Source organism: Hominimerdicola aceti, from assembly GCF_025567495.1.
GTDB lineage: Bacteria > Bacillota > Clostridia > Oscillospirales > Ruminococcaceae > Hominimerdicola > Hominimerdicola aceti.
This window is the reverse complement of record NZ_JAOQJZ010000002.1, coordinates 283,586-309,007: the sequence shown is the minus strand read 5'-3', so window position 1 is coordinate 309,007 and position 25,422 is coordinate 283,586. Positions and strand designations below refer to the sequence as shown.

Genomic DNA, 25,422 nt, shown 5'->3' with positions numbered 1-25,422 from the left:
ATTTGTATTTGTGTGGTAACTTTATTTTATCAGATTTTTGCCTATCTCTCTTTTCTTTTTTCTTAATTTTGTCCAATATCTATTGTAGCACTACACAATATCAAAAAGAAATTTATCTCACCCCCTTGTAATTTGTTTTGAAATTTGATATAATAAATCTATATGAGTATTTGACGGCTTTTGCCGCCTTTGGATAAAGGATCGAGGCTTTTATGGACGATAATAAAAAATTCGGCGACGTTTCTCAGGAGGATATTGACAAGGCTAAAAAAGCCGCCCCTGACGACCTAAAGGAAAAACAGCCCGTGAATGTTATGGACGAGGTCTTTGAATGGGCTGAATCTTTTGTGTTCGCTATGTTTGTGGTGATCCTGATATTTACTTTTTTCTTCAGGATAGTTCTTGTTCAGGGTCCTTCTATGCGTGAGACCTTGCAGGATCAGGACAGACTTATAATCACTCACATAAATTATACACCCCAAAAGGGCGATATCGTTGTTATCAACAGCGAAAAGCTCGGCAAAACTATCATCAAGCGTGTTATCGGCACCGGTGGGGATAAGGTTGTCGTTGATTATAATAACAACACCGTTACAGTAAACGGTAAGGTCATTTCAAATGACAATATCAGGGAAGCTATGTATAACACTAATCTCTTTGATGAGAAATATGAAGTGGAAGAAAATGTTTTTGAGTATGACGTGCCTGAGGGCAAGCTGTTCGTCATGGGTGATAACAGAAATAATTCCACAGACAGCAGAAGGATAGGCTTTATCGACCCGTCTGACGTGCTTGGTAAGGCAGTTTTAAGGCTTTATCCATTTGACAGCTTTGGTAAGGTAAGTTGAAAAAGCAGGGTAAAAGAGCTGTTGATAATCTGTTCGACTTTCTTGAGATCATAGTCATGGCAATGTTCGTGGTCGTGCTTGTTTTTACTTTTGTGTTTAGAACAGTGAATGTACAAGGACAGTCAATGCAGGACACTCTTTTTGAAAATGATTCTCTTGTTATATCAAAACTGCTTTATACGCCAAAGCAGGGGGATATAGTCGTGGTCAACTCGTCTGTTCTTGACAATAGGATAATCAAACGTATCATTGCCGTAGAAGGGCAAAAGGTCGAGATAGACAACAAGTCGGCTATAGTCAAGGTCAACGGAGCAGTGCTTGATGAGAGCTATATTAAGTGCGACGGCAGCTTTGATGACGAGTATTTTGATGAAAGATACTATAATAAAGAAAGTGAAGTTTATGAATATGAAGTGCCTGCGGGATGTTGCTTTGTAATGGGCGACAACCGAAATCATTCCACAGACAGCCGTGTAATAGGATATGTGCCTTATGACGAGATAGTCGGCAGAGTTCTGTTTCGATTTGCGGCAGGCAATGATGAGGGCGTTGGTAAGGTAGATTGAGTTAGAGTAAGGAGGAAGATATGAGCGAAGTATCTCACGTTCAGTGGTTTCCTGGACATATGGCAAAAACACGCCGCATAATGGCGTCAAATCTAAAGCTTGTGGACGCAGTGGTGGAAATAACTGACGCTCGTATCCCGTTTTCAAGCAGAAACCCTGAAATGAAGCGTATCGTTGGCTCAAAGCCAAGGCTTGTGCTTCTCAACAAGGCTGATTCAGCCGATCCGGAAGTAACGGCAATGTGGCTCGACTATTATGCAAAACAGGGAATAACTGCTCTTGCTACAGATTGTAGGAGTGGCAAAAACGTAAGCAAGTTTTATGGAAAGCTCAAAGAGCTTTTAAAGGACGATATTGAGAAATGGAATGCCAAGGGTATGTCTGGCAGACCTATAAGAATAATGATAGTCGGTATACCAAACGTTGGCAAGTCGTCATTTATAAACAGACTTGCAGGGTCAAGGCTTGCAAAAGTTGAGGACAGACCCGGTGTTACAAGAGGTAAACAGTGGGTGAAGCTTGACGAGGGCTTTGAACTTTTGGATATGCCAGGTGTGCTGTGGCCTAAGTTTGAGGATAAGCTTGTTGGCGAAAGGCTCGCATTTACAGGTGCGGTCAAGGACGATATCATGGACATGGAATATCTTGCCTGTCGTCTGCTTGAGTTTTTGAAAGAGAACTATCCTGAGCTTATCGAGAAACGTTATGGCATCAGAACAGATGATATAGAGCCTGCTGACGAGGAAACTATCGGCTGTGTGGTAGGCTTTGAGCTTCTTGAAAGAATAGGCAGAAAGCGTGGCTTTTTAGTTTCTGGCGGAGAGATAAATACCGAAAGGGCAGCCATTACAGTTATGGACGAGTTCAGAAATGGTACTCTCGGCAGACTTACTCTTGAAAAGCCAAAGGGGTATTGATATGACGCTCAGCGAGTTTGACAACGAGATAAGAAAAGATTATAACGTGGTGTGCGGCTGCGATGAAGCTGGCAGAGGTCCTCTTGCAGGAGATGTGTTTGCAGCGGCTGTGATATTTGATAAGGACACAGTTATAGAGGGGATAAACGACAGCAAAAAGCTTACAGCGAAAAAGCGTGAGGAGCTTTTTGATGAGATAATGGAAAAAGCAGTTGACTTTTCTATACAGACCGCAACAGTGGAAGAGATAGAGGATATAAATATACTTAACGCCGCAATGCTTGCAATGAAAAGAGCGGTGGAGGATATGGACACAAAGCCTGACGTCTGCCTTATCGACGGGAACAAGACCCCTGAGGGGCTTGAGTGTCCAGCCATAGCGGTGGTAAAGGGAGATGCCAAAAGTCAGGCAGTGGCGGCGGCTTCAATTCTTGCAAAGGTCGCAAGGGATAGGTATATGGAGCAAATGGCTGAACAATATCCTGAGTATCGGTTTGAGAAGCATAAGGGCTATGGCACAAAGCTCCACTATCAGATGATAGACCAGTATGGACCATGCGGGATACATAGAATGAGTTTTCTCAAAAAGTATTATGCAAAGAAAAATGGGCATTGACCATACCCAGCGCCGAAAGGCGGGCAATATCGGGGAGGACGCAGTTTGCGGCTTTCTTGTAAGACACGGGTATGAGATAATAAAGAGAAATTTTACCGTCAGAGGCGGTGAAATAGATATAATCGCAGAGAAAGCGGATATCATAGCTTTCGTGGAGGTTAAAACTAGGGAGCATGGCTCTCTTACCTCCGCTGAAGAGGCTGTCGATCCGGTCAAGCAGCGGCGTATCGTTCAGACAGCACAGGCTTTTTGTAAGGGGATTTTAGAGCCTGTGTGCTGTCGGTTCGATGTTGCGGCGGTGGAGTTGGAGAACGGCAGAGTCAAAAAGCTGAGATATTATGTGAACGCTTTTGATGCAAGTATGAAATAAAGACCATGGGTCGGATATGCCGAACGAACTGTGTCTGTAGGGGCGAACACTGTTCGCCCGTGACGTGGAATGTTAGACGTTATCTGAACAAATGGTCTGTAAATAGCCGACACCTGTCGGACATCTAAAACAAGAAGGGTTGTTGTTTATGTTTTACAAAAGTACAAGAAACAGCGAAGTAAAGGTTTCGTCTGCACAGGCGATAGCACAGGGCATTTCTGAGGACGGCGGTCTTTTCGTTCCGTCTGAGATACCTGCCATAACACTTGATGATATCAAGGCTCTTGGCGAAAAAAGCTACGCTGAGAGAGCATTTTTCGTTTTCTCAAAGTACCTCACAGACTTCACAGAGGCTGAGATACGCTACTGTGTAGAGGGTGCTTACAACACAAAGAATTTCGACACAGACAATATTGCAGAGCTTGCTCACCTTTTTGACGGCACTTATATGCTTGAACTGTGGCATGGTCCAACTTGTGCGTTCAAGGATATGGCTCTCCAGATACTTCCATATCTGCTCACAACTTCTATCAAGAAACTTGGCGTTGACAAGAAGGTAGTTATCCTCGTTGCTACATCAGGCGACACTGGCAAGGCTGCTCTCGAGGGCTTCAAGGACGTTGAGGGTACAGAGATACTCGTGTTCTATCCAGAGGACGGCGTTTCAGCTATGCAGAAAAAGCAGATGACAACTCAGGAGGGCGGCAACGTTGGCGTTTGCGCTATCAAGGGCAACTTTGACGACGCTCAGACAGGTGTTAAGACTATCTTCACAAGCAAGGAAACTGCCGACAAACTTGCTGAGAACGGCATGATGTTCTCCTCTGCAAACTCTATCAACTGGGGCAGACTTGCACCACAGATAATCTATTATGTATCTACATACGCTCAGCTTGTTGCTGATGGCGAGATCGAGCTTGGCGACAAGATAAATATAGTTGTTCCAACAGGCAACTTCGGTAATATCCTTGCAGGCTACTATGCAAAGCATATGGGTGTTCCTGTTAATAAGCTTATCTGCGCTTCAAACGCAAATAACGTACTCACAGACTTTATAAAGACAGGTATTTATGACAGAAATCGTCCGTTCCATACAACTATCTCACCTTCTATGGATATCCTTATTTCCTCTAACCTTGAAAGACTTCTCTATCACCTCAGCGGCTCTGACGACGCTCAGATAAGAGAGTGGTTCGGCAGCCTTTCTAAGACAGGCAGATATGAGGTAACAGACGAAGTGAAGAAGGCTATCGCTGACGAGTTCTATGCAGGCTGCTGCGACGATGAGCAGACAAAGGCTTGCATTAAGGAGATCTATGACGAGTATTCTTACACCTGCGACACTCACACAGCCGTTGCAGTGAAGGTATACAAGGACTATGCGGCTGCTACAGGCGACAAGACAAAGACTGTTATCGCTTCAACAGCAAGCCCGTATAAGTTCTCAGGCTCAGTTCTTGCAGCTATCGGTAAGGATACAAACGCTGACGAGTTCGGTCTTGTTGACGAGCTTGCCGAGGTTTCAAAGATACCTGTTCCTGCTTCACTTGCTGCACTTAAGGATAAGGAAGTAAGATTCACAAAGGTGATCGACAAGGCTGATATGAAGGATTACATCTACTCAGCTCTGGGTATTTGATATGTACCCGTCCGACTATTGTCGGGCGGAGGTCAGCGCACAGCGTATGTCCACTGACCATGGCGAGGGGAATTAGCCTCTTGCCTTGAATGTCTTGCACTCTGTTTCGTCACAGCAGTTAGGGTCGGTGCAGGTACAGCCTACATTGATCTTGCCTGCGGTACATTCGCAGTTGTTGCTGTTGTAAACGCAGTTGTCTACGTTGCAGTGGATACCGTAAATTCTATCCTTCTCCATTTGTACATCGCTCCTTCTGCAGCTTTTTGCTGCAAAAGTAGTATGTGCATGAGTGGTCGGGATAATACATGAAGTTTCTGGAATGGAGGAAAAACCGTGAGCCTATTTGCCATTGCCGACTTGCATTTGTCGCTGGGTACAGATAAACCAATGGATATATTCGGTGGCTGGTCTGACTATGTGACAAAGCTTGAAACAAACTGGCAGAACAAAGTTCGTCCTGAGGACACTGTGGTGATACCGGGTGATATCTCGTGGGGAATGAATTTTGAGCAGTCGAAAAAAGACTTCGAGTTCATAAATAAGCTCAACGGCAGAAAAATAATATCCAAGGGCAATCATGATTATTGGTGGAACACCAAGAACAAAATGGATAAATTTTTCGCAGAAAACGGTTTTGATACCATAAATATCCTGCATAATAATCATTACAGCTATGAGGGCTACGGCATATGCGGAACGAGAGGCTGGATAAGCGATAATGGTGAACCTGCAGATCAGAAGGTTCTGGCAAGGGAAGCAGGCAGACTTGCACTCTCTATCGAGTCTGCGCAAAAGGCAGGCTTAGAGCCTGTGGTGTTTTTGCATTATCCGCCGCTTTTCGGCAATAGCTGCAATTATGATATGCTTGAAGTGCTTCATAAATACGGTATAAAAAAGTGTTTTTACGGACACCTTCACGGAAGAGCCCACGCTTATGCAATAAACGGCACTCGTGACGGAGTGGAATATCGGCTTATAGCTAGTGATTTCTTGCATTTTGACCCATTGGATATAACGAAAATTGTGCAAAGTGACAATTTATAAAAAAATGCTGGAAATGACAATATATTTGTGCTATAATGTATAAGATACATTTATATAATGGAGGAATAATAAATGAGTTTAAAAGCTACAAACAATGTTGAAACCAATAAGTACGAGCTTGAGATCGAGATCTCTGCTGAGGATTTTGAGGCTGCAATAGAGAAAGCTTATCTTAAAGCAAGAAAGAATATCGCTATGCCTGGCTTCCGTAAGGGTAAGGCTCCTAGAAAGCTTATCGAAAAGGAATACGGCGAGCAGGTGTTTTTTGAGGACGCTGTAAATCTTCTGTACGCTCCTGTTGTAAACGGCGCAGTTGAAGAGTCCGGTCTGGAACTTGTTACTCGCCCAGAGGTAGAGGTAACTGAGATCAGCAAGGAAAACGGTGTAAAGCTCAAGGCAACTTGCATCACAAAGCCTGAGGTTGAAGTTAAGGACTATAAGGGTATAGAAGTTGAAAAAGTTGTCAATCCTGTAACTGATGAGGATATCAACAAGCAGCTTGACGCTCTCAGAGAGAAGAATGTAACTGTTGAGACAGTTGACGACAGAGCTGCTGAGAACGGTGACGACGTTGTTATCGACTTCGAGGGCTTCAAGGACGATGTTGCTTTCGAGGGTGGTAAGGCAGAAGACTTCACACTGTCACTTGGAAGCGGTCAGTTCATTCCTGGCTTTGAGGATCAGATCGTTGGTCACAACGCCGGTGAGGATTTCGACATCAACGTAACATTCCCTGATGAGTATCAGGTAAAGGAACTTGCAGGCGCACCTGCTGTATTCAAGATCAAGCTCAAGAGCATATCAAAGAAGGTTATGCCTGAGCTGGACGATGATATGGTAAAGGATTCAACAGAGTTCGATACAGTTGACGAATACAAGGCTGACGTTAAGAAGAAGCTTGAGGAAGCTAACGAGAAGCACGCTGATTCTGAGGTAGAGGCTAAGATATTCGATAAGGTCATCGAGAACATGACAGCTGAGATCCCACAGGTTATGTTTGACAACAGAGTAAACGAGATGATAAGCGAGCTGGAGCAGAGACTTGCACCACAGGGCATCTCACTTGATCTCTATATGCAGTATACAGGTCAGACTATCGACACTGTAAAGAAGGCATATGCTGAGCAGGCTGAGAAGCAGGTCAAGCTCAGACTTGCACTTGAAAAGATCGCAAAGCTTGAGAATATCGAGGTAACTGAGGACGAGCTTAAGGCTGAGTTTGATAAGCTTGCTGAGGCTTACAAGCTTGACGTTGACCAGATCAAGCAGTTTATCCATGATGACGACCTTAAGAAGGATATTGCAGTTGGCAAGGCTGTTGACCTTATCAAGGACGCAGCAGTTATAAAGTAAGATAATTTATGCTTTCGCCCGCATGACCTTATGCGGGCGAAAATAGATTAAGGAGGCAATTTTATGGCATTGGTACCTTATGTAGTGGAACAGACAAGCAGAGGCGAGAGAAGCTATGACATTTATTCCCGCCTGCTCAATGACAGAATAATCATGCTCTGCGACCAGATAGACGACGCAGTGGCAAGCGTAGTAGTGGCACAGCTGCTTTATCTTGAGGGACAGGATCCTGAAAAGGATATCGACCTTTATATAAACAGCCCTGGAGGAGTTATCACTGCCGGCATGGCTATCTATGATACTATCCAGTATATCAAGTGTGACGTGTCAACTATATGCATGGGTATGGCTGCTTCAATGGGTTCATTCCTGCTTTCAAGCGGCACAAAGGGTAAGAGATTTGCTCTGCCAAACAGTGAGATACTCATTCATCAGCCTCTTATCGCAGGCGGCGGAATTTCTGGTCAGTGTACAGATATCAAGATACATTCTGACCACATGGTAAAGACCAGAGAGAAGCTCAACAGGATACTTGCCCAGAACACAGGCAAGCCTATCGAGCAGATCAACATCGACACTGAGCGTGACAATTATATGACAGCTCAGGAGGCTCTTGAATACGGTCTTATCGACAAGGTAATAACTAACAGATAGGTTCGGTGAAATAAATGGCTAATGATACAATAAGAAAATGCTCGTTCTGCGGCAAGCCTGAGGACAAGGTTAGAACACTTTTTTCAGCAGGCACGAGCCACATTTGTGACGAGTGTGTACTTTATTGCTATAATGTTCTGGCTGAGCAGGAGGGACTTCCTACAACTAAGCAGCGTGGCAAGGGTAAAAATGCAGCTGACAGCGGCATAACCCTTAAGAAGCCTGCGGAGATAAAGGCAGTTCTTGATGAGTATGTTATCGGGCAGGAGGAAGCAAAGATAGCGCTTTCTGTTGCGGTATACAATCATTACAAGAGAATTTTGTCACTTAATGACGATGATGACGTAGAGATACAGAAAAGTAACGTTTTGCTTCTTGGACCAACAGGAACAGGAAAGACTTTGCTTGCACAGACTTTGGCAAGGCTTCTGAACGTGCCTTTTGCTATTGCTGACGCTACTACGCTCACAGAGGCAGGCTATGTAGGCGACGATGTTGAAAACGTGCTTACAAGGCTTATTCAGGCGGCAGATTATAATGTTGAAGCGGCTCAGAACGGTATTATTTATATCGACGAGATAGATAAGATATCAAGAAAATCGGAGAATGTTTCTATCACAAGAGATGTAAGCGGTGAGGGCGTACAGCAGGCGCTTCTTAAGATAGTAGAGGGCTGTGTGTCCAATGTGCCTCCACAGGGTGGCAGAAAGCACCCACATCAGGAGTTCATACAGATAGATACGAAGAATATTCTGTTTATCTGTGGCGGAGCTTTTGAGGGACTTGATAGTGTTATCAAGAAGCGTACAGAGTCATCATCACTTGGTTTTGGCGGAAAGGTCAAGAGCAAGGAGGATGATAACAATGTGATGAAGAGGGTAGTACCGCACGATCTTGTTAAGTTCGGTATCGTACCAGAGCTTGTGGGCAGACTTCCTGTTATCACGGTCCTTGACGAGCTTGACGAGGATGCACTTTGCAGGATCTTGACAGAGCCAAAGAACTCGCTTATCAAGCAATACACGAAGCTTTTCAAGCTTGACAACATTGATTTTGAGATCACAGAGGACGCAAAGCGAGAGATAGCCAAGAGGACTATTGAAGAAAAGACAGGAGCAAGAGGACTTAGGGCGATAGTTGAGAAGATACTCACAAAGCTCATGTTTGAAGCACCATCTGATGATGAGATAGTTGGCATAAAGATAACGGCTGAATGTGTTCGTGGCGAAGCAGAGCCTGAGATAACTCGTGCGGTAAGCTCGGCCAGAAAGAAATAATAGTACAAATTTTTGTACAGATAAATGAGAGGCGGAGTATTCTGCCTCTTTTTTTTGTTGCATTTCTGCATTATCCGCACATTATTTATTTGTTTAACAAACCATGTAGGGGCTGGCGCCCTCGACAGCCCGCTTTTTTGGACGTAACATCTTGTAATTTATTGCACAAACTTTGAGAAAACGCACAATTTGTGGCAGGGACGAGCATTGTTCGTTCGTTTCGGTCGCTTGCATAAATTTGTCACAATCAAAAAAATTCGACGCTTCGATATCGGGACGTCGGGGGCGCCGTCCCCTACATTTTGTTGTTTACGATACGAGGTCATGAAGCTAACGGGCGACACTCCCCACTTTGACCGCTTTTTCCCTTGAATTATGCGGAAATATGTGCTATACTAAAGAAAATACACTATAGGGGGTATCCATATGAATGAACTTATCCAACAGTTTATTACTGATGAAGTCACTGCTCTCACTTACTCCGACCTTTGGAACTTCGTCAACTCAAACTCCATTTGCCGTGGTACTTTCGAGGGCAATAATCACATTATCATGAAAATCTCCTCTAATCAATTCATTATTTATCGCATTTGCCTTGGTATGGAAAACACCAAATATCAGGAAGCTGTTCTTGTTGCAAAAACCTACCTGCTTAAAAAGATAAATAGCATGGCTTATCAGCTTCATTTAGAGGATATTCAGAACATTTTAGACTAATTGCTTTTTAAGGAGATCATAAAATGAGTGTGCCTTTGGCTGAACGAATTAGACCCAAAACCCTTGATGATATTGTGGGACAGACCCACCTGTTAGGCGAAAATAAACCTCTCAGGCGTATTATCGAAAGCGGTAAAATACCGAATATGATTTTTTATGGTCCGTCAGGTGTTGGCAAAACTACGGTCGCAAGAATGATAGCAAATAATGCTAATATGACTATGCATAAGCTTAACGGCACAAGTGCTTCTATTGCTGATATCAAGCAGATAGTTGCTGAAACTGAGACACTCAGCGGCATTAATGGTATCTTGCTTTACCTTGACGAGATACAGTATCTTAACAAAAAACAACAGCAATCGCTTCTTGAATACATTGAAAACGGCAAGATAACTCTTATCGCTTCTACCACTGAAAATCCGTATTTTTATGTGTACAATGCTATAATCAGCCGTTCAACTGTGTTTGAGTTCAAGCCGCTGACTTCGGAGGAGATCTTGCCTGCAATAAAGCGTGCTTTTCAGCTTATGGCTGATGAGTTGGGGCTGAAACTGCGTCTTGAAAATGGTGTGTTGGAGCATATCGCAAGAGGCTGTGGTGGTGATGTGAGAAAGTCAATAAATACAGTGGAGCTTTGCATACTTTCGGCAGATAATGACGGTGAAAAGCTCACCGTGAACCTTGATAATGTGAAGCTTCTTACTCAGCGTAGCAATATGCGCTATGACCGTGCAGGCGATGAGCATTATGATATTCTGTCGGCTTTGCAGAAGTCCATAAGAGGTTCTGACGAGAACGCCGCACTTCATTATGCCGCACGGCTTATGGAAGCAGGGGATATCATTTCTCTGTGCAGACGGCTGCTTGTTATCGCAAGCGAGGATATAGGACTTGCGTACCCTATGGCGGCGGTAGTGACGAAATCCTGCGTTGATTCCGCCTTGCAGTTGGGACTGCCTGAAGCAAGGATACCATTGGCGGAAGCTGTGGTTCTTCTTGCCACTGCTCCAAAATCAAATTCTGCTGAATCAGCAATAGACGCAGCTTTAGCAGATGTTAGAAATGGTGATTTTGGAGATTATCCACGGCATTTGCAGAATAAACATTTTGACGGCGAGGGCGCAAAAGTGAAAGGACAGCACTATCTTTATCCTCATGACTATCCAAACCATTGGGTAAAACAGCAGTATCTGCCTGATAAGCTTGTGGGGAGGACTTATTATCAGTATGGTGAGAATAAGACGGAGCAAATGGCGAAAGCGTATTGGGAGAAGATAAAGAAGTGAGAAATGGAAAAAAACGAAAAGAGCGAAGCAATTTTGCGGCAGTAAAACCTATTCTCCACAAAAATTAATCGCCGCAGGCGATACCTTAATTCCTCACTCCTCACTCCTCATTCCTCACATTCCTCACTATAAAAAATTTTCGTTGACATCAAAAGAAAAATACGCTATAATAAAAGAGAACGGAATGTCCGTAAAATTTTATGATGGGAGTAATTTCGATGAAAATAATGGATACTATCGGCTTTGTTGAAAATGTCGATAAAGAAGTCGGCGAAGCAATGGAAGCCGAGCTGGCAAGACAGAGAAGAAATCTTGAGCTTATCGCAAGCGAAAATATCGTTTCACCTGCCGTTATGGCTGCAATGGGTTCTGTGCTTACTAATAAGTATGCTGAGGGATATTCTGGTAAGAGATATTATGGCGGCTGTCAGTGCGTTGACGTTGTGGAGGATATAGCTGTTGAAAGAGCCTGCAAGCTTTTCGGCGCTAAGTATGCTAACGTTCAGCCACATTCCGGCGCTCAGGCTAACACTGCTGTCTATTTTGCTCTTCTTAAGCCAGGTGACACTGTTATGGGTATGAGCCTTGACGCTGGCGGACACCTTACACACGGCTCACCTGTAAACCTTTCAGGTAAGTATTTTAATTTTGTTCCTTACGGCGTAAATGACGAGGGCTATATCGACTACGAGGCTCTCTACAAGCAGGCTAACAAGTGCAGACCTAGACTTATTGTTGCCGGTGCAAGTGCTTATCCAAGAGCTATCGACTTCGAGAAGCTTTCTGAGATAGCAAAGGCTGTCGGTGCATATCTTATGGTAGATATGGCACATATTGCAGGACTTGTTGCTGCAGGCTGTCATCAGTCACCAGTACCATATGCTGACATTGTTACAACAACAACACATAAAACTCTGAGAGGACCAAGAGGAGGACTTATACTCACAAACAACGAGTATATAGCTAAGAAGATAAATTCTGCTATTTTCCCAGGCACACAGGGCGGTCCTCTTATGCACGTTATCGCTGCAAAGGCAGTTTGCTTTGGCGAGGCTCTCAAGCCTGAGTTCAAGGCGTACGGTGAGCAGATCGTAAAGAATGCACAGGCTCTTGCAAAGGGACTTCTTGACAGAGGATTCAATCTCGTATCAGGCGGCACAGACAATCACCTTATGCTTGTTGACCTCAGACCTTTCCACATTACAGGCAAAGAGTTTGAGAAGAAACTTGACGAGGTTTACATCACTGTAAACAAAAATGCTATCCCTAACGACCCTGAGAAGCCATTTGTAACAAGCGGTGTAAGAGTTGGTACAGCGGCAGTTACCACAAGGGGACTTGTTGAGGAGGACATGGACGTTATTGCAGAGTGTATGTATCTCACAGCAACAGACTTTGACAATAAGGCTGATGAGATCAGAGAAAAGGTAAACGCTATCTGCAAGAAATATCCACTTTACGAATAATTGTACGGATCTATATACTGTTGATACACAAAGGGAGCGGCTTAGGCCGCTCCCTTTTTCTCAATAATATATGAATAAATCTCTCTTTTGGTTGATTTTTAACAGAGATCGTGTTATAATAATCTTTTAGAGTATAATTAAAAGGTGGGATATACTTTGCCAATTAAAATACCAAATGACCTTCCTGCGTTTCAAACGTTGGAAAATGAGAATATATTCGTTATTCCCGATGACAGAGCCGCTCATCAGGACATTCGTGCCTTGAAGATCGCTATTGTCAATCTCATGCCTGACAAAATTGCGACAGAAACGCAGCTTCTGCGTCTTTTGAGCAACACACCTCTTCATGTTGACATCGACCTTATTCAGATGAGCAGTCATATGTCAAAAAACACCTCTTTGGAGCATATGCTCGCTTTCTACAAGAACTTTGACGAGGTGAGTGATAATCGTTATGATGGTCTTATAATCACTGGTGCGCCTGTTGAGCAAATGGAGTATGAAGACGTTGATTACTGGGACGAGCTTTGCAGAGTTTTTGAATGGTCAAAGACCAATGTTTTCTCAACTATCCACATATGTTGGGGCGCTCAGGCTGGACTTTATTATCATTATGGCGTTCCAAAATATCCTTTGAAAGAGAAGATGTTTGGCAATTTCAAGCACCATATCGACTATCCCGAAAGCATTATTCTTAAAGGCTTTGGAGATGTTTTCCATTGTCCGCACTCACGCCATACTGAGGTGCGTCGTGAAGACATCGAAAAGGTGGACGACCTTATAGTGGTGGCAGTGTCAAACGAGGCGGGCGTGCATCTTGTTTCAGATAGGACACAAAGACAGTTTTTTCTGTTCGGTCACTGGGAATATGATCGTGAGACCCTTGCAAAAGAGTATTTCAGAGATAAGGAAAAGGGACTGCCTATACAGATACCATATAGCTATTTTCCTGACGATGATCCGCAAAACAAGCCTATTTTCAATTGGAGCTGTTCGGCTAATCTGCTTTATTCAAACTGGCTCAACTACTGCATTTATCAGAAAACGCCATATGATCTTAATGAGCTTGAGCCACTGGGGACTGCACAATGAAGAACGGCAGACATATAGCTGAGTTTTACGGTGTCGGAGTAATGCTTGCAATAGTGGGTGGCTATCTTGACGCTTATACCTACATCAGCCGTGACCACGTTTTTGCAAATGCACAGACAGGTAACATGGTGTTGTTGGCTATCAATATCAAAGAGGGAAGCTGGCTGAAGGTCTTTCTTTATCTCATGCCTATACTGTCCTTTATGCTTGGCGTGCTGATAGTGGAAGCTGTGAAGCTGAAATTCAATGAACACCCGAGGATACATTGGCATAGGATCATAATCGGCGTGGAGCTTGTGGTGCTTACTATTGTGGGATTTATCCCTGCTGGTACGCTTAACACATTGGCGAATATCCTAGTTTCTTTTACCTGTGCAATGCAGGTCGAGGGCTTTAGGAAAATGGACGGAAAGCCTTTCGCTACCACGATGTGTACTGGCAATCTTAGAAGCGGTACGGATAACCTGTTTCAGTATTTGAAAACTAAGGATAAGCAAAAGCTTGGTAATGCAATGCAGTATTATGGCATAATCCTTTGCTTTATAAGTGGAGCGGCAGTGGGTGCATTTGTCACAGAATTGCTTGAAACTAAAGCGGTGTTTGTTGCTTTGATAGGTCTTGTTATCGCACTCTGCATTTTAAGAAGCGACGACGATAAATTAGCAGAAGGTAAGTGACGATCACCGAGCGAAGCCTTGTCAGGGCTTGAGGCAGAGACTGAATATGCGTAGGCCAGACAGTAAAATAAGAAAATCAAAAAAACAAAGCAAAGCAGTGTTTGAGAAAAATCTCAGCACTGCTTTTTTCTATTTCATTTTGCAAAATATCTTGCAAGGAACAAGGTGATATGGATATCCAAATAATAATTGCAAAAAATATAACGTCACAAAAGCGAAAATGATGTTATCTGACTGCTTTTGATTGAATGCTGTTAAAATGCACAAACATCTTATTCATAATTTAAAAAACGGCCAAAAATAATGCTGTGTGAATGATTCTGAGCGGATCTACTTGACTTTTGCTGTACGCTATGTTATTTTAATATCAGAAACAATCAATATCGTTCAATTGACTTCAAAAAACATTTTTGAAATTTGAAAAGGTGATAAAATGCTTACAGAGGAAAGGTACTCTATTATATTAGAGAGAGTCAAGCAGAATAAAAGTGTGAAGCTTCTGGAGTTGTGCGAGCTTTTAAAAGCTTCTGAATCAACGATACGCCGTGACTTGACGGTGCTTGATGAAAGGGGTCTTTTGAAAAAAGTTCATGGTGGTGCTATATCTGCCGAGGAACATTCTTTCAATCCGGAGGAACAGGACGTTGAGTCAAAGTCAAAGCTTTTTACCGATGAAAAGCTTGCAATTGCGAGGTTTTCAGCCTCTCTTGTGGATGACGGAGATTTCATTTTTATCGACGCCGGAACGACTACAGGCTATATGATAGACTTTCTGCCAGATAAGAAAATTACCTTTGTGACTAACGCTTTCGTTCATGCCAAAAAGCTTGCTCAGCGTGGCTTTAAGGTCTATATGCCGGCAGGGGAGATAAAGCTCACAACGGAGGCTATCGTTGGTGCTGAATGTGTCAGCAGTCTGCAAAGCTACAATTTCACCAAAAGCTTTCTTGGAGCAAACGGAATTTCGTTGTCAGGTGGTATAACAACACCGGACAGAAACGAGGCAAGAGTGAAGTCTACCGTGGTGTTAAACAGTCAGACTGTTTATATTCTTGCAGATCACTCTAAATTCGATCAGATATCTGCGGTCACTTTCGCTCAGCTTGGACGTGTGAAGATAATCACCGACAAGCTTCAAGACAAAAAATATCTTACAAAAGCAAATATCAAGGAGGTAATGTAAAATGGTATATACTGTAACATTCAATCCTGCTATCGACTATGTTGTTCATACAGGGGAAATGAAGCTTGGGTCTACCAACCGCTCAGATAGGGAAGAGATGTATTTCGGTGGCAAGGGTATAAATGTGTCTATAGTTCTTAGAGAGCTGGACATTCAGTCAAAGGCACTTGGCTTCACTGCAGGCTTCACAGGTGAAGCTATCGAGAACGGACTAGCGGAAATGGGAATTGATACAGATTTTGTTCATCTCAAAAAAGGTAATTCCCGTATAAATGTGAAAATAAAATCTGCTGAGGAAACAGAGCTGAATGGTCAGGGTCCTGATATAGATGATGAGGCTGTGAATAAGCTTTTTGCAAAGCTTGATAAGCTTCAGGACGGAGATACGCTTATACTCGCAGGAAGCATACCTGCCTCGCTGCCTTCGGATATCTATGAGAAGATACTCGAAAGGCTCGCGCACAAGAATATCAGAACAGTAGTTGACGCAACAAAAGACCTGCTTCTCAATGTGCTTAAATATAAACCTTTCCTTATCAAGCCTAACAACCACGAGCTTGGAGAGATGTTCGGAGTGACACTCACTAATGATGAGGAGATAGAAAAATACGCACGTAAGCTTAAAGAAATGGGTGCTGTGAACGTGCTTATCTCAATGGCAGGGGATGGCGCAATGCTTATTGACGAAAACGGTGAAATACATCGCTGTGGAGTATGTAATGGTAAGGTGAAAAATTCCGTTGGTGCAGGCGATTCAATGGTGGCAGGCTTTACCGCTGGTATATTGCAGGGCGATTATGAATATGCTCTTAAACTTGGTACAGCCGCTGGCGGTGCGACTGCTTTTTCTGACGGGCTTGCTCAAAAAGAAAAGATCGCAGAGCTTCTTGAAACTCTCTGAAAAAATATAGGGACGCGGAGCAATTGCAGTTTCAGGTGCAACTTTTGCTGCTCCTGGCGTAAATGTTCCATCAGGCTTTCTTGGCGCATTTCTTGCAGGTTTCCCTAGGAAAGTTACAGAATAGTCTTTACAAATATAAGAAAATATAATATAATAATATTAACAATCATATATAAATTATGTTTCAGAAAAGGAGAGATTTATTATGGTATCAAAGGTCGTAAAAGTAGTAAATGCAGAGGGACTTCATATGCGTCCGGCAGGTATCATTGCAAAGGCTGCTAAGGAGCATCCTGAGTGCGAGATCATGATGAAAGCAAACGGCAAGGACATCAAGGCTAAGGCTGTTATGCAGATAATGGCAGCAGGTATCAAGAAGGACACTGAGGTAGAGATAATCGTAACAGGCGAAAACGAGCAGGCTGTGCTTGACGAGTTCGTTAAAATGTTTGAGGACGGTTTCGGTGAATAATTCCTTATATCCCCCAAAAAATCCAGACAAGACCGTAGCGTAAACTGCGGTCTTTCTGAGTAATATGACGTTGTAAAAAATCCAAAAGAGAGAAATACATATGGACAAAAAATATCTTTTACTTCTTGCACAAAAATTTCCTACTATAGACAGTGCCGCCAGCGAGATAGTAAATCTATCTGCAATACGCAGTATGCCAAAGGGTACAGAATACTTTTTCAGCGATATCCACGGGGAGTATGAAGCCTTTTTGCATATGCTAAAAAGCGCATCTGGCATGATAAAAAACAAGATAGACCTGACCTTAGGAAAAGCAGTTTCCTCGGCAGAGCGTGAAGCCCTTGCCTATCTTATCTATTATCCCGACAAGCAGCTAAAGCGTTTGCGTGATAAAAACGGGCTTTCAGACGAGTGGCGCAGACTTACTATCTATCGCCTGATACTTGTTTGCGAGGCGGTGTCGGCAAAGTATACACGTTCGAGAGTGCGAAAGAGCATACCAAAGGATATGGTCTATATACTTGACGAGCTGCTTAATGTCACTGATGATGTGGTAAAGGAATATTACTATGACGAGATAATCACCACAATTCTTGACACTGGAATCGCAGACCGCTTTATAAAGTCCCTTTGTGAGCTTATACAATCTCTTGCTATCGACAAGCTGCATATTATCGGAGATATATATGACCGTGGTCCAAGAGCAGATATTATTATGGACGAGCTTATGAAAATGCACGATGTCGATATACAGTGGGGCAACCATGACATTTCGTGGATGGGTGCGGCTTCAGGTAATCTTGCTCTTATTGCAAATGTTATCCGTATATCCATGCGATATAATAACTTTGACGTTCTCGAGGACGGCTATGGATTAAATCTTCGTGCGCTGGCGGTCTTTGCAGGAGAAACATATAAAAACGATGAGTGCGCAATTTTCATGCCGCAGACACTTGATGATAATATCTATGACCCTGTTGATGCAAAGCTTGTGGCAAAAATGCACAAGGCTATCACAGTTATACAGCTAAAGCTAGAGGGGCAGCTTATCAGGCGGCACCCTGAATGGAAACTATCTCACCGTGACCTTTTCAGCATGGTGGACTTCGCAAATGGCACTATAACAATAGACGCTCAAACTCATAAGCTTCTTGACGGCAATTTTCCTACAGTTGATCCTGCTGATCCTCTTGCGCTCACCGAAGGCGAAAATGAGCTTATGACGATTCTTGCAAACTCGTTTATGCACAGCGACAGGCTCAACACACATATGCGTTTTTTATATTCAAAAGGCTCAATGTATAAGACCATAAATGGCAATTTGCTTTTCCACGGCTGTATCCCTCTTGATGAAAATGGAAAGCTTCTGAGCTTAAGTATAGCAGGAGAGCAGTATTCGGGTAAGGCAATGCTAGATAAGCTTGACGAAATAGTCAACAAGGCGTATTTCTTACAGCCTTGTGAGGAGAAAAGCAACTGCGCAGACCATTTGTGGTATCTGTGGAGCGGCGCACGTTCGCCCCTTTACGGCAAGGACAAAATGGCGTTTTTTGAGCGATATTTCCTTGAAGATAAAAAGCTTCACAAGGAAAATTATAATGCCTATTATCACTTCTCAGAGAAGCCTGAGATATGCGGAAAGATACTTGAAATGTTTGGGCTTGACCCACAGCGTGGTCATATCATAAACGGTCATGTACCTGTAAAGATAAAAAATGGTGAAAGCCCTGTCAAGGCAGACGGCAGGCTGTTCGTTATTGACGGTGGTATCTCAAAGGCTTATCAAAAAGCCACCGGTATCGCAGGCTACACTCTTATTTATGATTCCCACAGCCTTAATCTTGCGGAGCATAAGCCGTTTATTGCAGGAGAGAGTGAGCATACTCCTGAGATACATATGGTGGAAAGACTTGACCGTCGGGCAAACATTTCAGATACCGACAAGGGAAGGGAACTGCTTTTGCAGATAAACGATCTCCGTGACCTGTTGGACGCTTATCGCTCTGGAGATATCAAAGAAGGTTATAAGGTATTTTAGACGTTCTGAAAGGAGCTTAACATATGGAAAAGGGAGAACTGAACTGGGCTGTTATCGGCTGTGGCGTTATCGCAAACGAAATGACAAAGCTTAGGAAAGAATGGGGACTTAAATATCCTAAGGAGATATGGTGATATCCACATAATGATATAACAAACCAAAAGGCACTGGCTTCAATTGGAAGCCAATGCCTTTTTTATCTCTTGTTTTGCTGTGAAAACAAGTACAAATTATAGTACAAATAAATTACAAGTACAAAAATATGTACGTTTATCACACGAATTCAGAGCATATATTTTTGTAACATTCATTGGTGGAATAGACCCATTTTGTGAGCCTGCCGCCGGTGATGAAATAGTTTATCTTTGAGGGAAAAACGCTGTTTTCAAATACGTCTACGATAATGAGCTTGACTTTCATTTTTTCGGGGATAAGAGCCTTTATGTAAACACTTGCTGCCTGCCCCACACGCACATTTTCTCTTGGTTCTGCAAGCCCTGCAAGGTTCGGAGCAAGCTCTATAAAAATACCGTATGGTTCAATGGAGCGTACTATCCCGCCTACGGTTTCTCCTGTGGAGAACAATGCTGCATTTTCTTCCCATGTGCCTAAAAGTTCCTTGTGAGAAAGGCATATCCTGTCCTCGTCACAGCTTTTTACCACAGCATATATGTCCTGACCGTTGAAAAATCTGTCGTTGGGGTGGGTGATGCGTGAGACGGATATGGCGTCTATTGGTATAAGTGATGGAAGACCACAGCCTATGTCAACAAAGCACCCGAAAGGCTCAAGGTGTGTTACCTTTGCCGGTATAACGTCCCCTGATGTGAGTGTACTTATATATCGTTCAATGCACTCTTCTTGTGCAAGACGCCTTGACAACCTGCATATGACCTCGCCCTTTTCGTGAACAATATCTGTCACCTTGAAGCATACCGTTTTGTTTACCCTTGAAAGTAACGCTATGTCTTTTGTTTTGCCTTCTTGTATTCCGATCGCTCCCTCTGATCTTGGGATTATTCCTTTGCCAAAGGGAAGCTCTACTATTATGTTGTGTTCGCTGTCACAAAGCACAGCATGACCCTCCAGTATCAATCCCTGAGCCATTGCCTCAGCCATTGTTCGTTCGCTTTGAAGATAATATCGGTTTTCAGGGCTATTGAAGATCTTGCCCTCAGGTAAATATTTTTTCATTATTTTGCCTCTTTCCCCACAGATTTTTTTAAAACAGCAGGATCTCTGTGGTTGATCCATTGATTTTGTTCATATTCTGCACATATTTTATTTGTGATAATTGTGCGTGAACTCTTGCTGATACAGTAAATTAATATTCAATGTGCTGAAATATTAGTACAATTTTTATATTCTTTGCTTCAAATTATAAACAAAAATCAAAAAAACTATAAAAAAGCTTGACAAATGCAATTGTGCGTGTTACAATAGTGTAGTAATTTGTAATCAGTTTGTAACTTTCTCAACCGTTATCGTTACAGATTGATACATAATTTTAATCGACCGTAATAAAATTAAATAGCGGCACAGACATGACCGCCGCTAATTAAAAGAAAGGGTGTGAATTGGCAATGCAGCGTGTATGCGTTGTAAAGCCGTATTATTAATGGATCATTCAGCAAGTTTTATTTCAGCAAAGAATAAGTCACTGAAAGTTATAGTGATGTTCATTGCAGCGCTTATGACATTTTTGGTAATGACAGAGGGATTTAGTGCCGATGCTGCTGCGGCAAAGCTTTCGACTCCTAAGATGACCGCTCAGATAAACTATGGAAGTGAGTTCACTCATCCGTATAACAAGCAGACAAACACTATTAAGGTGCATTGGAGCAAGGTAAAAGGTGCTTCAAAATATGAGCTATACATCAAGGGTGGCAAATATAAGAGCTGGAAGAAATACAAGACAGTCAAGAACACGAACTGCACTGTTACAGGTCTTCAGAGAACGACTTCATATCAGTTCAGAGTAAAGGCTGTAAATGGCTCTGCCGCTTCTGCTTACTCAAAGGCACAGACAATAAAGACAGCAAGAATGGACTTCAATAAGGCAGGCTGGGAAGCAATGTGCCGTATAGTTTATCATGAAGTTGGCAAGATGTCAGGTTCAGAGTGGGATAAGCCTATCGTTTATGTTGCAGATTGTGTTGCAAACCAGTATGTTGCCGCAAAGTACACAAAGAATGCAATGTGGAGATCCTACTATGCAAGATATAACAATGTTCAGGATATTATTTATAGGAGCGGCGGATTTATGTCATCTGCACAGCTTTCAAGGGACGGAGCAAATTATTCAAACGTTTCCAGAAGAGTAAAGCAGGCTGTTTTTGGTGCAGTATATGGCAAAACTCACCTTAACGGTATTGCTAATGACTATAATGTTTACTTTTGGTGCAACAGAAGCTACAAGACAAACAGCAGTAAGATAGCCTACTCATTTAAAATTCCTTGGGGTTATTTCAATGTTTGGAGAACCTATTGGGGATAATTGTAATACTATTATAGAATTATGTGAAAGAAGAGCAGAACAAAGCGTCTGCTCTTTTTTCGTTGACAAGAATGTAGCGGTGTGGTAAAATAAAGTTGATAAAAGCAGGGAGGAATCAGAATGCTTGTGGGTGCGGTCGGTTATAATTATCGTCATAGAAAAGATTTTATTATGGATTGCCCTCATGGGGTGGGCTGTCCCCTTATATTGCTCATAAAAGAACCATCGGTGTTCGTTATAAATGGTATCGAGCATAGGGCAGAGAAAAATTCTTTTATCCTGCTTTCACCGGATACCCCTGTGAAATACCATGCCGCAGAAGAGTTTTATACCGATGATTGGCTGTATTTCAATTATGAGCAGGGCGATAATGAAAAATTTGAAAGGCTTGATGTTCCAAAAGATACACTGGTATACCTTGGAAATATCGATGAGCTTAGTCAGATAATGCGTTCGGTAGCATATGAGTATCAGCTCATGAAAGAGGGGCATGAGGAAGTAACACGGTGCTATATGGAGATCTTTTTGTTAAAGCTTGCAAGACAGCTAAAGTGTACAGACAAGAAGTCCTGTATTATTACTGACAGGAACAGCCGCTTTATGCAGCTCAGAGCATACATATACGCAATGCCTGAGGACATCGCAGACGTAGGCAGCATGGCATGGGATATGGGTATAAGCAGGTCAAGTTTTCAGCATATGTATAAGAAAATGTTTGGAGTGAGCGTCATGACAGACGTTATAAGCGCACGAATGGAAAGAGCCAGTCAGCTTCTTGCAACGACAAATCTCAGCGTAAGGGAAGTGGCTGAGAGGTGCGGTTATACTAATGAATATGGTTTTATGAAGCGGTTTAAAATGCACTTTGGAAAAACTCCAACGGAGTTTCGGAGCATGCTCTGACAACGGCGGATAAACTTTAGACGGCATAACAAAAGAGGTCAAGGAATGTGTCCCTGACCTCTTTTATGTTATTTTATTCTTCAACAAATACAGCGGCCGAGCCTTTAATAATGAGCTTTCCGTTTTCAAGGCTTGCGCCATGACCTACTGTATAAATTATCTTGCCATTGACGTTTTTGATCTCTGTCGTTTCGCCCTTTGGATTTATGACCGCAAGTATGCTCTGTCCCTCGCCCTTACGTCTGTATACCAGAGGATATCCGCTTGACAAAAACTCTATCTCGCCCCTGCTTTGCAATGCAGGATTTTTCTGCCTGAAGCTTATAAGCCCTTTGACTTCGCTTCTAAGTGATGTGCTGTCCTTGGATTGGCTTTCAGCGTCAGGTCTGTCTTTACTGCTGTCCAGCGGTACATAGAGCATTTCAGCCTTAGCTGATGAGAAGCCTGCATTAAGCCCCTTGTTCCACTGCATAGGCGAACGTGAGCCAGTTCTGCCATAGCCACCCTCAACTGATGTCAGATTTTCCACATATCTCATGCCTATTTCGTCACCATAGTAGATAAAGGGTGCGCCCGGCATTGTGAGCAGGAAAGCAAATGCAACACGCATTTCGTCTGTATCAAGGGTTCTTGCAAGTCTGTCCATATCGTGGTTGCCTGACGGGATACAGATAAGACCCTTGCCGTCTGTCTTGGCATAATTGGTTTTGTATGCTTCAACAAATTCTTTAGCCGAACCCTTGCCACGCTTTGAGAAATAAGGCTCTTCACAGCGGAAAAGGTCATTATAATGTGACGGACCAAAGTGCAACAGAAAGTCCATATGGAAGCCACCAATTATTGACTTGTCAGGTTCTCCCCACTCTGATACCATAGCGGCATATGGGAACTCCTTATCGAGAAATTCTCTTACGTTTTGCCAAAGTGCGATAGTGCCTTTGCCGTTCTCGTCATTCTTTACAAGAGAGCCTGCCATATCCACTCTGAATCCGTCCGCACCGGCACTGAGCCAAAAACGCATTATATCCTTGAGAGCCTCAAGTGTGGCTCTCGGACCCTCGTCATTCATAGACTGCTGCCACTTTTTTTCAGGATCAGGCTTATAATAGCCGTAGTTAAGTGCAGGCTGATGTGAGAAGAAATTCACGGCACATGAGCCGTCCCTGTCGGAGATACCACGGATACTAGCCATGCCGTCAGGCTCTACCCATATGCTGTCTGTCCACACATAGCGGTCTGTGAACTCGTTTCTCTCGGCTTTCATTGATTCCTTAAACCACTTGTGAGTAACGGCAGTATGACCAGGTACAAGGTCGAGGAGGACGTGCATACCACGCTTGTGAGCTTCATTAAAAAGCTCAACCAAGTCCTCGTTAGTGCCATAACGTGGAGCGACTGTGTAATAGTCCTCAACGTCATAGCCTGCATCGCCAAAAGGTGATTTGAAGCATGGGTTTATCCAAATAGCGTTACACCCCAGCTCGCAGATATAGTCAAGCTTTTCTGTAATACCCTTGATATCACCGATACCATCTGAGTTTGTGTCATTGAACGATTGTGGATAGATCTCGTAGAAAACTGCGTTGTCAAGCCACTGTGGCTGCTTTGTCATGATAATTCCTCCTGAATATCGTCAGAATATATTTATTAGTCTTCCATGCCCTTCATGTATTCCACGAACTGCTTTGCAACTCTCGGTGAACGTCCTGCTCTCGAAAGCGCATAAGCCTCAGCCTTTTGAAGCACCTCATCAATAGGAGTTTTAAGCTCGTATTGCTTTGCAAGTTTCTCAACTACATCAAGGTAAATCTTCTTGTCAGGCTTCTGATATGTGACAGTAAGTCCAAAACGGTCTGACAGTGAAAGAAGCTCCTGCATAGTGTCTTTGAAGTGTATCTCGTCACCCTCTCGTGAGGAGAACGTCTCGTGTACAAGATGTCTTCTGTTTGAGGTAGCATAAATGCAGAGATTGTCCGCAGTTGATGAAACGCTTCCTTCGAGGATAGCTTTCAGTGCCGCAAAATCATCATCGTCCTCTGTGAATGAAAGGTCGTCTATGAAGATAATGAACTTCAATGGATTTTTGCTTACCGTTTCTACAATGGCTGGTATCTCATGGAGCTGCTTCTTTTTAAGCTCGATAAGTCTGAGACCCTTGCAGGCATATTCGTTTGCTATAGCCTTGACAGTTGAGGACTTGCCTGTACCGCAGTCACCATAAAGCAGAACGTTGTTGGCAGGCTTGCCTTTCAAAAGCGCAAGAGTGTTGTTTATAACCTCCTGACGCTCACGTTCGTAATTGTGCAGGTCGGAAAGCTTTATGTCATCAGGATATTCAACCGGAACTATCTTGCCGTTTTTTATGACAAATACATGATACTGTGAGTAAATGCCATATCCGTACTGACCGATAGCATGTATCCTGTCGGCATATATCTGCGAGAAGTCAAGCTTTTGTGTAGCATATCTCGGCAGAAAGCCGTCATAGTCTATCTTTGAGATTATCTCGTCACTTGGTATCTGTGAAAGTTCCTCGATAACGGCAAGCTCGTTTGCAAGACATTCCTCCAAAAGCGCACCTGTCTCCTTGCCTTCTCCCTTTTTAAGCATAAAAAGGTTTTCATTTTCAAGAACCAGCTTGAGCATATATTCTGTAAGATTATCCGAATATGCAAAAAGCTCAGCCACAAAATCTGAGTATTTTTCTATAGCCATGTCGCTGTCAGATTCGCATACAGCAAGTGTGTCAAGTAGCTTTTCAAAGACAGGAACTTCATGTAAACTCTTGAATATTACTAATGTGTGTGCCTGACGGCAGAGTGCCTTAAAATCGTGCATTATGAACACTTCTTTCTTCATATTTTATATTTATTCTTTATTATACAACATATCATTACTTTTCGTCA

At 43.0% G+C, this 25,422-nt stretch carries 25 protein-coding genes; 21 read left to right on the top strand and 4 right to left on the bottom strand.

Features of this window, described 5'->3' with window-relative positions; translation table 11 throughout:
* Positions 1-212 precede the first annotated feature (212 nt).
* The 6 genes from lepB (OCV57_RS03630) (at position 213) to thrC (ending at position 4,956) form a co-directional block, all read left to right on the top strand.
* Positions 213-848, top strand: a complete 636-nt coding sequence (gene lepB, locus OCV57_RS03630; protein ID WP_117856351.1) for a signal peptidase I — start codon at positions 213-215, stop codon at positions 846-848.
* Positions 845-1,414: a signal peptidase I gene (gene lepB, locus OCV57_RS03625; RefSeq protein ID WP_051706516.1), complete on the top strand. Its 570-nt coding sequence runs from the start codon at positions 845-847 to the stop codon at positions 1,412-1,414. The genes lepB (OCV57_RS03630) and lepB (OCV57_RS03625) overlap by 4 nt, the downstream gene beginning before the upstream one ends.
* A 20-nt stretch (positions 1,415-1,434) precedes the next feature.
* Positions 1,435-2,331: a ribosome biogenesis GTPase YlqF gene (ylqF, locus tag OCV57_RS03620; RefSeq protein WP_022286696.1), complete on the top strand. Its 897-nt coding sequence runs from the start codon at positions 1,435-1,437 to the stop codon at positions 2,329-2,331.
* A gap of 1 nt (position 2,332) precedes the next feature.
* On the top strand, positions 2,333-2,947 hold the full coding sequence (locus tag OCV57_RS03615; RefSeq protein ID WP_038671652.1) for a ribonuclease HII: 615 nt from the start codon (positions 2,333-2,335) through the stop codon (positions 2,945-2,947).
* The gene (locus OCV57_RS03610) at positions 2,925-3,317 is read left to right on the top strand and encodes a YraN family protein (RefSeq protein ID WP_242991939.1); all 393 of its coding nucleotides are present in this window, start codon (positions 2,925-2,927) and stop codon (positions 3,315-3,317) included. The genes OCV57_RS03615 and OCV57_RS03610 overlap by 23 nt, the downstream gene beginning before the upstream one ends.
* 148 nt (positions 3,318-3,465) lie before the next feature.
* Complete coding sequence (gene thrC, locus OCV57_RS03605; RefSeq protein ID WP_022286699.1) at positions 3,466-4,956, top strand: threonine synthase; 1,491 nt, start codon at positions 3,466-3,468, stop codon at positions 4,954-4,956.
* Between the two features lie 72 nt (positions 4,957-5,028).
* Here thrC and OCV57_RS03600 read toward each other — a convergent pair whose 3' ends face one another.
* Entirely contained in the window at positions 5,029-5,193 is a 165-nt protein-coding gene (locus tag OCV57_RS03600; protein WP_022286700.1) for a DUF1540 domain-containing protein, read from the bottom strand.
* Between the two features lie 96 nt (positions 5,194-5,289).
* Between OCV57_RS03600 and OCV57_RS03595 the strand changes: the two genes are divergently transcribed.
* From OCV57_RS03595 to OCV57_RS03535, 13 genes are all read left to right on the top strand, one after another.
* A complete protein-coding gene (locus OCV57_RS03595; RefSeq protein WP_117927413.1) occupies positions 5,290-6,000 on the top strand; it encodes a metallophosphoesterase in 711 nt (236 codons plus the stop codon).
* Between the two features lie 72 nt (positions 6,001-6,072).
* On the top strand, positions 6,073-7,353 hold the full coding sequence (tig, locus tag OCV57_RS03590; protein ID WP_038671658.1) for a trigger factor: 1,281 nt from the start codon (positions 6,073-6,075) through the stop codon (positions 7,351-7,353).
* A 63-nt stretch (positions 7,354-7,416) separates the two neighbouring features.
* On the top strand, positions 7,417-8,007 hold the full coding sequence (clpP, locus tag OCV57_RS03585) for an ATP-dependent Clp endopeptidase proteolytic subunit ClpP (RefSeq protein WP_022286703.1): 591 nt from the start codon (positions 7,417-7,419) through the stop codon (positions 8,005-8,007).
* 14 nt (positions 8,008-8,021) lie between these two features.
* On the top strand, positions 8,022-9,284 hold the full coding sequence (gene clpX / locus OCV57_RS03580; RefSeq protein ID WP_022286704.1) for an ATP-dependent Clp protease ATP-binding subunit ClpX: 1,263 nt from the start codon (positions 8,022-8,024) through the stop codon (positions 9,282-9,284).
* A 426-nt stretch (positions 9,285-9,710) separates the two neighbouring features.
* Entirely contained in the window at positions 9,711-10,001 is a 291-nt protein-coding gene (locus OCV57_RS03575; RefSeq protein WP_022286705.1) for a hypothetical protein, read from the top strand.
* Positions 10,002-10,024: 23 nt separating this feature from the next.
* Positions 10,025-11,287: a replication-associated recombination protein A gene (locus OCV57_RS03570; protein WP_038671660.1), complete on the top strand. Its 1,263-nt coding sequence runs from the start codon at positions 10,025-10,027 to the stop codon at positions 11,285-11,287.
* A 218-nt stretch (positions 11,288-11,505) separates the two neighbouring features.
* Complete coding sequence (glyA, locus tag OCV57_RS03565) at positions 11,506-12,753, top strand: serine hydroxymethyltransferase (protein ID WP_022286707.1); 1,248 nt, start codon at positions 11,506-11,508, stop codon at positions 12,751-12,753.
* Positions 12,754-12,909: 156 nt separating this feature from the next.
* Complete coding sequence (metA, locus tag OCV57_RS03560; RefSeq protein WP_267300459.1) at positions 12,910-13,845, top strand: homoserine O-acetyltransferase MetA; 936 nt, start codon at positions 12,910-12,912, stop codon at positions 13,843-13,845.
* Positions 13,842-14,522 (top strand): YoaK family protein, encoded by a 681-nt coding sequence (locus OCV57_RS03555; protein WP_267300458.1) that lies wholly within the window; start codon positions 13,842-13,844, stop codon positions 14,520-14,522. Before metA ends, OCV57_RS03555 begins: the two co-directional genes overlap by 4 nt.
* Before the next feature lie 433 nt (positions 14,523-14,955).
* The gene (locus tag OCV57_RS03550) at positions 14,956-15,705 is read left to right on the top strand and encodes a DeoR/GlpR family DNA-binding transcription regulator (protein ID WP_046439806.1); all 750 of its coding nucleotides are present in this window, start codon (positions 14,956-14,958) and stop codon (positions 15,703-15,705) included.
* A 1-nt stretch (position 15,706) separates the two neighbouring features.
* A complete protein-coding gene (gene pfkB, locus OCV57_RS03545) occupies positions 15,707-16,606 on the top strand; it encodes a 1-phosphofructokinase (protein WP_195249181.1) in 900 nt (299 codons plus the stop codon).
* 205 nt (positions 16,607-16,811) lie between these two features.
* Positions 16,812-17,078 carry an HPr family phosphocarrier protein gene (locus OCV57_RS03540; RefSeq protein ID WP_117891736.1) on the top strand — a complete coding sequence of 89 codons (267 nt, stop codon included), beginning with the start codon at positions 16,812-16,814 and terminating at the stop codon, positions 17,076-17,078.
* Positions 17,079-17,178: 100 nt separating this feature from the next.
* Positions 17,179-19,116 carry a fructose-1,6-bisphosphatase gene (locus tag OCV57_RS03535; protein ID WP_267300457.1) on the top strand — a complete coding sequence of 646 codons (1,938 nt, stop codon included), beginning with the start codon at positions 17,179-17,181 and terminating at the stop codon, positions 19,114-19,116.
* A 273-nt stretch (positions 19,117-19,389) separates the two neighbouring features.
* Here OCV57_RS03535 and OCV57_RS03530 read toward each other — a convergent pair whose 3' ends face one another.
* Positions 19,390-20,310, bottom strand: coding sequence for a S1 RNA-binding domain-containing protein (locus tag OCV57_RS03530; protein ID WP_267300456.1), 921 nt, complete (start codon positions 20,308-20,310; stop codon positions 19,390-19,392).
* 424 nt (positions 20,311-20,734) lie between these two features.
* Between OCV57_RS03530 and OCV57_RS03525 the strand changes: the two genes are divergently transcribed.
* Both OCV57_RS03525 and OCV57_RS03520 read left to right on the top strand, forming a co-directional pair.
* A complete protein-coding gene (locus tag OCV57_RS03525; protein WP_267300455.1) occupies positions 20,735-21,613 on the top strand; it encodes a fibronectin type III domain-containing protein in 879 nt (292 codons plus the stop codon).
* 120 nt (positions 21,614-21,733) lie between these two features.
* Entirely contained in the window at positions 21,734-22,516 is a 783-nt protein-coding gene (locus tag OCV57_RS03520; RefSeq protein WP_022286718.1) for an AraC family transcriptional regulator, read from the top strand.
* Positions 22,517-22,589: 73 nt separating this feature from the next.
* On the opposite strand, the gene OCV57_RS03515 is transcribed toward OCV57_RS03520, so the two are convergent.
* Both OCV57_RS03515 and OCV57_RS03510 read right to left on the bottom strand, forming a co-directional pair.
* On the bottom strand, positions 22,590-24,128 hold the full coding sequence (locus tag OCV57_RS03515; protein ID WP_267300454.1) for an alpha-amylase family glycosyl hydrolase: 1,539 nt from the start codon (positions 24,126-24,128) through the stop codon (positions 22,590-22,592).
* Positions 24,129-24,163: 35 nt separating this feature from the next.
* Complete coding sequence (locus tag OCV57_RS03510) at positions 24,164-25,354, bottom strand: ATP-binding protein (protein ID WP_118053959.1); 1,191 nt, start codon at positions 25,352-25,354, stop codon at positions 24,164-24,166.
* Positions 25,355-25,422 lie beyond the last annotated feature (68 nt).

Excerpts from the sequence above, each read along its gene's own strand:
- lepB (WP_117856351.1), top strand. The coding sequence starts at position 213 with ATGGACGATAATAAAAAATTCGGCGACGTTTCTCAGGAGGATATTGAC.
- ylqF (WP_022286696.1), top strand. The coding sequence starts at position 1,435 with ATGAGCGAAGTATCTCACGTTCAGTGGTTTCCTGGACATATGGCAAAA.
- OCV57_RS03615 (WP_038671652.1), top strand. The coding sequence starts at position 2,333 with ATGACGCTCAGCGAGTTTGACAACGAGATAAGAAAAGATTATAACGTG.
- OCV57_RS03610 (WP_242991939.1), top strand. The coding sequence starts at position 2,925 with ATGCAAAGAAAAATGGGCATTGACCATACCCAGCGCCGAAAGGCGGGC.
- thrC (WP_022286699.1), top strand. The coding sequence starts at position 3,466 with ATGTTTTACAAAAGTACAAGAAACAGCGAAGTAAAGGTTTCGTCTGCA.
- OCV57_RS03600 (WP_022286700.1), bottom strand. The coding sequence starts at position 5,193 with ATGGAGAAGGATAGAATTTACGGTATCCACTGCAACGTAGACAACTGC.
- tig (WP_038671658.1), top strand. The coding sequence starts at position 6,073 with ATGAGTTTAAAAGCTACAAACAATGTTGAAACCAATAAGTACGAGCTT.
- clpP (WP_022286703.1), top strand. The coding sequence starts at position 7,417 with ATGGCATTGGTACCTTATGTAGTGGAACAGACAAGCAGAGGCGAGAGA.
- clpX (WP_022286704.1), top strand. The coding sequence starts at position 8,022 with ATGGCTAATGATACAATAAGAAAATGCTCGTTCTGCGGCAAGCCTGAG.
- OCV57_RS03575 (WP_022286705.1), top strand. The coding sequence starts at position 9,711 with ATGAATGAACTTATCCAACAGTTTATTACTGATGAAGTCACTGCTCTC.
- OCV57_RS03570 (WP_038671660.1), top strand. The coding sequence starts at position 10,025 with ATGAGTGTGCCTTTGGCTGAACGAATTAGACCCAAAACCCTTGATGAT.
- glyA (WP_022286707.1), top strand. The coding sequence starts at position 11,506 with ATGAAAATAATGGATACTATCGGCTTTGTTGAAAATGTCGATAAAGAA.
- OCV57_RS03555 (WP_267300458.1), top strand. The coding sequence starts at position 13,842 with ATGAAGAACGGCAGACATATAGCTGAGTTTTACGGTGTCGGAGTAATG.
- OCV57_RS03550 (WP_046439806.1), top strand. The coding sequence starts at position 14,956 with ATGCTTACAGAGGAAAGGTACTCTATTATATTAGAGAGAGTCAAGCAG.
- pfkB (WP_195249181.1), top strand. The coding sequence starts at position 15,707 with ATGGTATATACTGTAACATTCAATCCTGCTATCGACTATGTTGTTCAT.
- OCV57_RS03540 (WP_117891736.1), top strand. The coding sequence starts at position 16,812 with ATGGTATCAAAGGTCGTAAAAGTAGTAAATGCAGAGGGACTTCATATG.
- OCV57_RS03535 (WP_267300457.1), top strand. The coding sequence starts at position 17,179 with ATGGACAAAAAATATCTTTTACTTCTTGCACAAAAATTTCCTACTATA.
- OCV57_RS03530 (WP_267300456.1), bottom strand. The coding sequence starts at position 20,310 with ATGAAAAAATATTTACCTGAGGGCAAGATCTTCAATAGCCCTGAAAAC.
- OCV57_RS03525 (WP_267300455.1), top strand. The coding sequence starts at position 20,735 with ATGGATCATTCAGCAAGTTTTATTTCAGCAAAGAATAAGTCACTGAAA.
- OCV57_RS03520 (WP_022286718.1), top strand. The coding sequence starts at position 21,734 with ATGCTTGTGGGTGCGGTCGGTTATAATTATCGTCATAGAAAAGATTTT.
- OCV57_RS03515 (WP_267300454.1), bottom strand. The coding sequence starts at position 24,128 with ATGACAAAGCAGCCACAGTGGCTTGACAACGCAGTTTTCTACGAGATC.
- OCV57_RS03510 (WP_118053959.1), bottom strand. The coding sequence starts at position 25,354 with ATGCACGATTTTAAGGCACTCTGCCGTCAGGCACACACATTAGTAATA.